Below are 6,393 nucleotides of genomic sequence, written 5' to 3'. Positions count from 1 at the left end.
AAGCGCTTTTGTTTATAAAAGATAACCCTGTAGATCTCATTTTCAGTGATATAGAGATGCCTAAACTGAATGGTTTAGCGCTTGTACGCTCCTTCGAGCATTCTCCAGTTGTTATTTTTATCACCGCCTATCGAAATTTTGCATTAGATGGTTTCGACACAGGAGCAACAGATTATTTGGTTAAACCGGTAAGATTCGACCGGTTTTTGAAAGCGGTTAATAAAGCGAAGGATTATATAGCGTTAAAACGATCTTCATCAACACCACAAGTACTGAAAGATCGGGTATTTATAAAATCAGAAGGGAAACTAATCAAGATTTTACTTAATGACATTTTGTACTTAGAATCTCAGGGTGACTATTTAAGAATTGTTATTCCTTCAGCTACCTACGTCACTCAGGTAACCCTTAAATCTATGGAGGAAACCATATGTTTACCAAAGTTTTTTAGAATTCAGCGTTCTTTCATTATCAATCTAGAAGCTGTTAAAAGTGTAAATGGTAACATGGTAGAGCTTGTTAATGGAAAAGTGATCTCTATTGCAGTAAATAAAAAGGAGGAGTTTTTAAATCATTTAGGCATAAAATAGAGCAATTAAGGAATCACTTATTTTTTTACAAGCCACATTGTTGTGGATTGAAAGCAAACTTATTGGGCGCTGTTTAATAAGTTTGTATGCATGTTATTTTTAAATTTTTTGTTCCAATAAATTTTATAACCTGTTCCAATGATGGTTGGCAACATCCAAATGGTTAAAGTGCTTAAATGAAGTCCTGCTACAAGAAAGGCTGTAAAAGAAGCAATCAAGGCGGCTATCATTCTCCCTAAATGACTAATAAGCCAGGCATTTTTCTTCTCTGTAAATGTTCTGAATGTATGAAAGGCTTTTAGGGTCATAAATACGCCAATCCCTGCGAAAAAAACAAATAGAATGCTGTTAGTATTGTGTTGAACTAATCCTATTGCGCCAATGACTAGCATAATTATGGAAGTCAATAGCATTGTGCCATATATTGATTTGTCTACCCAATCCGCCCTTGTCTTTAATTTGTTTTTCAATATCAAAGCTCTATTTCCTGCTAATACCATATAGATTGTAAAGATCCCTATTAAGAATAAAAATTAGTTTTCATGGTTGGCCATTTTTGAAATGAAAAGAGAAATGATGGAGCTGATCATCATGGAATATGAAAATGATTTTCCTGTGTTTCTATGGATTAGTTCACCCTTTCTAACTAAGAGACTAATTAATCCTATTATTAACCCAACACCGCCAAAGAATGCGTGAATTTAGATGAGTTTTTTTATAGTTTGTTCCAAAATAAAATTTTATTTAGATGAATGCTTTTAATTGATTAGTTCTTTAAGAATATTGATGATAACCAGAGACTTATTCTAAGTTTCTTGATTTCAATTCGTCATTTAGTGCTTTTGTTTTTTTTCTATTGTTAAATACAATAAATACAAAATACAATGGAAAGAATGTAAAGAATCCAAGTCCATTTCTTACTGTATTGTATATTGAAACACCTATTAATAATCCACATAGTACTGCATTTATGATATGATTAGATTTGAGCTTTTTTCTCTCCGCTAATAATTCCTGATCACTTAGTTCAGTGAGTTCTATATTATTCATTTTTAACATATTTTAATTAAGTTTTTACTCAAACCTTTTACGACTATGTAGCTTTGAAAATTTGATCAATGAGGCAGTCAGCTAGTGCAATTAGTTATTTTTAGCGAGAGGTAATACAGTATTGTCATGTTTCTTTATGAAACAAAGCATTTCATGGGCCAATTTAGATATAATAAATAATTTTTTGAAGTCATAAGAAAGATTTTTGAGCGTTGTGATGATATGCCCGCGAGTATACAAGTACTGTTCTACTTTTTCATTTAGGGAATCTATCGTATATTTAAGTGTCAACAGTCATCTGATAGGCTGTATCATGCCTATACTATAATAAAAAAACTATATGAGAAAGATAATTTCATTTATGCACATGTCGCTGGATGGCTTTGTAGCAGGGCTAAACGGAGAATTGGACTGGATTAAAGTTGATGAAGAAATTTTTGATCATGTCGGTAAGCGTATAAGCAAAGGCGACACTGCATTATATGGACGAGTAACTTATCAGATGATGGAAAGCTATTGGCCTGATGCAGGTGAAAAGCCAACAGCGACTAAGCACGACATTGAACATTCAAAGTGGTATAATAAAGCTAACAAAGTTGTTTTATCAAAAACAATGAAAGAAACAGGTTTGACTAACACAAAAATTATTAATGACAACCTTTCGGAAAGCATAAATGAAATAAAACAACAGGCAGGTAACGATATCTTGCTTTTTGGTAGCCCAACAGCAACCCATTCCCTTATTCAGAAGAACTTAATTGACGGCTACTGGCTATTTGTTAATCCAATTATTCTTGGAGAAGGCATTCCATTGTTTGTAGACATCAAAAATGAAATAAAACTAAAGCTATTGAATTCCAGATCGTTTACTTGCGGTGTAACTGAACTAAATTACACCGTGGACAAACCCTAATAACGATCCCACCACATCTACTGCTGGACTTGTGAACAAACAACTTTGGACTTTTCAGCAAACCTTAGCGCTTCAAATGGGGCTACCTTTGAGTCATCATAATTTGAAGAATATGGAAAAGACAGTTTTAATAACGGGAGCTTCGGCAGGAATTGGCAAAGCAACAGCGGTTTATTTGGCACAAAACGGCTACAATGTTTATGGCGCGGCACGCAGAACCGACAAAATGCAAGATTTAGAAACATACGGCATTAAGCCGATTGCGTTGGACGTAACGAAAGACGAAAGCATTGTTTTGTGTGTTGATCAAATTTTAAAAGAAGCTGGAAGCATTGATATATTGGTGAATAACGCAGGTTTTGGTTCGTATGGCGCAATAGAAGATGTATCAATGGAAGACGCGCGCTATCAACTTGAAGTCAATGTTTTTGGAGCGATGCGATTAGCGCAGTTAGTACTGCCTAAAATGCGCGAAAACAAATTTGGCAAAATCGTGAACATGTCATCCGTTGGCGGTAAAAATTCATTTCCCTTGGGTGGTTGGTATCATGCAAGTAAATTTGCGATCGAAGCGTTGAGTGATGCAATGCGCAGAGAAGTAAAACAATTTGGAGTGGACATCATTGTAATTGAGCCGGGGGGTATAAAATCTGAATGGGGAAACATTGCTTTTGAAAGTTTGAGGCACGTTTCCGGAAAAACAGCATACAAAGAATTGGCAGCGGGTGTAGAGAAATTTTTTGGAGCTACAACCAACAGTCTGCCCGAACCGGTTATCATAGCTAAATTGATTAAAGAAGGTATTGAAGCTAAAAGTCCGAAAACACGTTATTCGGGCGGATATATGGCTACACCTTCTTTATTTATGGCGCGATTTATTCCTGATAAATGGCAAGACAAAATCATTGCTTCACAAATGAAATCATAATATCTTTGAGTATGCAACAAGAACAAATTCAGCATAACATTTTATTATATGCTTGCCAGGGAGAAACCTATGCTGCACATGATCCATTTGTATATGAACACGTATTAGGCATAATTACTTCTGGCGTTGCTGAACAATATACTGATCAAGGCGTGATTTCCTATGGTGCAGGAACATTAATGCTCCTGCACAGAAATCAATTGTTGAAAGTAACCAAGAAACATTTCGACGGTAAACCATTTGCCACAATCAATATTTTATTAAACCAGGAAACGCTGAAAAAGTACAGCCTGGAACACAACGTGCAAGCAAATGGAATCTATATAGGCGAACCAAATGTGGTGCTCGAAAACGATGCGTTTATGAAAGGATATTTCGATTCACTGCTACCGTATTTCCCTCAACCTGAAAAACTGACACCAAATTTGGCGCAAGCAAAAACTACAGAAGCCATAGAAATTGTTGTTGCGCAATCCTGCATTGAAAAACTTTTTGTTCGATTTCAGCGAGCCCTATAAAATCGATCTGGAAGGATATATGAACCGCCACTTTTCTTACAATGTGCCGCTGGTGCAATTTGCAAAATTGACGGGCAGAAGTCTTTCCACATTTAAACGTGATTTTGAAAAAATCTTTCACGCCACACCCGAAAAATGGTTGCAGAAAAAACGTTTAGATATGGCGCATTATCTCATTTCTCAAAAGAATAGAAAACCGACAGATGTTTATCTAGAAGTTGGTTTTGAAAACCTTTCGCACTTTTCTACAGCGTTTAAAAAAGAGTTTGGTGTGAACGCATCGTTTGTGTAACGACCACCTCAGTAATTTGCGGTATGCCCACCTAAGGAAAATTTTTAATTAATATAACAATAGAATATGGAATATTGAAGTATCCTACATCAGTTATAATAAACAAACTAAAAATTAACTGCTTGAAAAGAATTTTACTTGCCTTGATCCTGTTTTTCTCAGTTTTATCCTTCTTTAGTCAACATTCAAAGGGGATAATGGATATCCATTCTGTTGAACAGACTTATATAACAGCTAGCACCGGCACTTTCTTAATGAGCCCTAAACAAACTCATAACCATGAAATTCGGGAGAGCTCATTTAGATTTCTACCTTTCTTAATGAACAGTTTGCTTTTTTTGGTAATTGACTGGTACATCTATAAAGCACTTTTAATATTTCCGGTATTAAAGAGCAAACATATGAGCTTCAGTATCTTATGGTGGAGTCTCTCTGCTTTGGCGCTGTTCAGTTTATTTGTGATCATGTATTTTAATGTGAATAAACTTTTAGAAACAGTGTTGTCGGCTATTCCCCTGATATTTTTAATTACTAAAATTACCCTTATTCCTTTTATCATAATTGATGATTTGTATCGTTCCCTAAAGTGGCTTATTTCACGATTTTTCACAACACCAGAACAAAAAAAGAAAATTCCGGAGGCTTTAGAACCCGGAATACCTCGTTCAAAATTTATACTTCAACTTGGCATAGGAGTGGCTGCAATACCTTTATCCGCGCTAACAAAGGGTGTAATATCAGGGGCTTATGATTACCAGGTAAAACGCCAGAAACTTTATTTTAAAAACCTTCCTAAATCATTTGAAGGAATTAAGGTAGCTCAAATTTCTGATATCCATTCGGGAAGTTTTTATAATAGAATTGCAGTTCAAGGTGGTGTTGATCTGTTATTACAAGAAAAGCCTGATGTGGTTTTTTTTACTGGAGATTTAGTAAATGACCTTGCTGCTGAAATGAAAGAATACCAATCCATTTTTTCTAAAGTGAAAGCACCTTTGGGCGTATTTTCAATCCTTGGAAATCATGATTATGGTGATTACTATTTCGATCGGTTTAAGTTGGATGGTGTAGGTAACATTTCAAAGGAGAAAAATTTCAGGGACCTTAAAGAAATTCATAAGAATATGGGTTGGGACCTATTATTAAATGACCATAAAAGATTAAGGGTGGATAATGAGGAAATAGCGATTATAGGCGTTGAAAATTGGGGAGTTAACAATCAAAATAATTCCGGCAGGTTAGACCTTGCCATGAAAGATACGAATGATCTTCCGGTGAAGCTGCTGTTGTCTCACGATCCTTCTCATTGGCGTGGAGAAGTCTTGCATAAATATCCTCAAATAGATGCCATGTTTAGTGGTCATACTCATGGTGGGCAATTTGGTGTTCAAACAGCATCGTTTCAATGGAGTCCTGTAGAATATCGTTATAAAGAATGGGCAGGCTTATATAAAGAAGGCAATCAACAGCTCTATGTTAATGTAGGTTTTGGCTTTTTAGGATATCCCGGCAGATTTGGCATTTTACCAGAAATTACCATATTTGAATTTCTTAGGGGATAAAATTATTAGATAAGTCAGGTTCCACGACTAAGTCTATTAAAGGATTTGATAAAATATAACCATTTTAAACCTGCAATTCATAATTCGTTTAAAATCAACTATCTTCGATATAATGTTAAGCTATCTGTTTTTTTTAATCCAAGCGATTGCTTTTTTTACTTTTTGGTCCTTATGGAGGACTTCAAAATTATCACCATCGGAAACTAAGATATCTGGATTAATATTTTTAGGATATATCTTCCCATTTCTATCAGCGGCATAATCTACAGCTAAATTAAGACCTGAATATTCATTTACTTTAAATCCTAAATTAGTGGTCGTATACCCTGCGGTGGGCTCGCCAATTAAAATTGAATTATACCTGCCAATGGTCGTTATTGCGGTCATCTCTCCTGAACTTGCAGTATAACCACTTATTAAAATCGCGACTGGAACATCTTTTTTAATGGGATGGCCCTTGTATTTTACGGGTGATACTTTTACGGAATCTACATAAAAAGTTCCATTTTTAATGATCCAATCACCATCAGGTTGATGGCT

Annotated in this window: 9 protein-coding genes; 6 read left to right on the top strand and 3 right to left on the bottom strand. The window is 35.3% G+C overall.

From position 1 onward, the window contains the following. Positions 1 to 590: LytR/AlgR family response regulator transcription factor (locus tag ACR2F7_RS13790; RefSeq protein WP_432714136.1), on the top strand; the 590-nt coding region annotated here is incomplete at its 5' end. Positions 591 to 649: 59 nt separating this feature from the next. On the opposite strand, the gene ACR2F7_RS13785 is transcribed toward ACR2F7_RS13790, so the two are convergent. Together ACR2F7_RS13785 and ACR2F7_RS13780 are read right to left on the bottom strand one after the other, a co-directional pair. Further along, entirely contained in the window at positions 650 to 1,090 is a 441-nt protein-coding gene (locus ACR2F7_RS13785; RefSeq protein ID WP_432714135.1) for a hypothetical protein, read from the bottom strand. Between the two features lie 301 nt (positions 1,091 to 1,391). Beyond that, positions 1,392 to 1,640: a hypothetical protein gene (locus tag ACR2F7_RS13780; RefSeq protein WP_432714134.1), complete on the bottom strand. Its 249-nt coding sequence runs from the start codon at positions 1,638 to 1,640 to the stop codon at positions 1,392 to 1,394. A gap of 340 nt (positions 1,641 to 1,980) precedes the next feature. On the opposite strand from ACR2F7_RS13780, the gene ACR2F7_RS13775 reads away from it, so the two are divergent. The 5 genes from ACR2F7_RS13775 to ACR2F7_RS13755 all read left to right on the top strand — a co-directional run bounded on the left by ACR2F7_RS13775 (position 1,981) and on the right by ACR2F7_RS13755 (position 5,853). After that, complete coding sequence (locus ACR2F7_RS13775) at positions 1,981 to 2,553, top strand: dihydrofolate reductase family protein (protein ID WP_432714133.1); 573 nt, start codon at positions 1,981 to 1,983, stop codon at positions 2,551 to 2,553. 112 nt (positions 2,554 to 2,665) lie between these two features. Next, on the top strand, positions 2,666 to 3,481 hold the full coding sequence (locus ACR2F7_RS13770) for an oxidoreductase (protein ID WP_432714132.1): 816 nt from the start codon (positions 2,666 to 2,668) through the stop codon (positions 3,479 to 3,481). Then, entirely contained in the window at positions 3,442 to 3,999 is a 558-nt protein-coding gene (locus ACR2F7_RS13765; protein WP_432714131.1) for a hypothetical protein, read from the top strand. The genes ACR2F7_RS13770 and ACR2F7_RS13765 overlap by 40 nt, the downstream gene beginning before the upstream one ends. Then, positions 3,974 to 4,291: a helix-turn-helix domain-containing protein gene (locus tag ACR2F7_RS13760; protein WP_432714130.1), complete on the top strand. Its 318-nt coding sequence runs from the start codon at positions 3,974 to 3,976 to the stop codon at positions 4,289 to 4,291. The genes ACR2F7_RS13765 and ACR2F7_RS13760 overlap by 26 nt, the downstream gene beginning before the upstream one ends. A 401-nt stretch (positions 4,292 to 4,692) precedes the next feature. After that, positions 4,693 to 5,853: a metallophosphoesterase gene (locus ACR2F7_RS13755; protein ID WP_432714129.1), complete on the top strand. Its 1,161-nt coding sequence runs from the start codon at positions 4,693 to 4,695 to the stop codon at positions 5,851 to 5,853. A gap of 120 nt (positions 5,854 to 5,973) precedes the next feature. On the opposite strand, the gene ACR2F7_RS13750 is transcribed toward ACR2F7_RS13755, so the two are convergent. Then, a partial coding sequence (locus ACR2F7_RS13750; protein ID WP_432714128.1) for a S41 family peptidase occupies positions 5,974 to 6,393 on the bottom strand: 420 nt, incomplete at its 5' end.

It is taken from the genome of Pedobacter sp. (assembly GCF_045628745.1).
Lineage (GTDB): Bacteria > Bacteroidota > Bacteroidia > Sphingobacteriales > Sphingobacteriaceae > Pedobacter.
The sequence above is the reverse complement of the archived record's forward strand: the minus strand, read 5'-3'. Positions and strand labels throughout refer to the sequence as shown.

Coding starts and splice junctions, on each gene's coding strand:
- ACR2F7_RS13770 (WP_432714132.1), top strand. CDS start 2,666: ATGGAAAAGACAGTTTTAATAACGGGAGCTTCGGCAGGAATTGGCAAA.
- ACR2F7_RS13775 (WP_432714133.1), top strand. CDS start 1,981: ATGAGAAAGATAATTTCATTTATGCACATGTCGCTGGATGGCTTTGTA.
- ACR2F7_RS13755 (WP_432714129.1), top strand. CDS start 4,693: ATGAGCTTCAGTATCTTATGGTGGAGTCTCTCTGCTTTGGCGCTGTTC.
- ACR2F7_RS13765 (WP_432714131.1), top strand. CDS start 3,442: ATGGCAAGACAAAATCATTGCTTCACAAATGAAATCATAATATCTTTG.
- ACR2F7_RS13780 (WP_432714134.1), bottom strand. CDS start 1,640: ATGAATAATATAGAACTCACTGAACTAAGTGATCAGGAATTATTAGCG.
- ACR2F7_RS13785 (WP_432714135.1), bottom strand. CDS start 1,090: ATGGTATTAGCAGGAAATAGAGCTTTGATATTGAAAAACAAATTAAAG.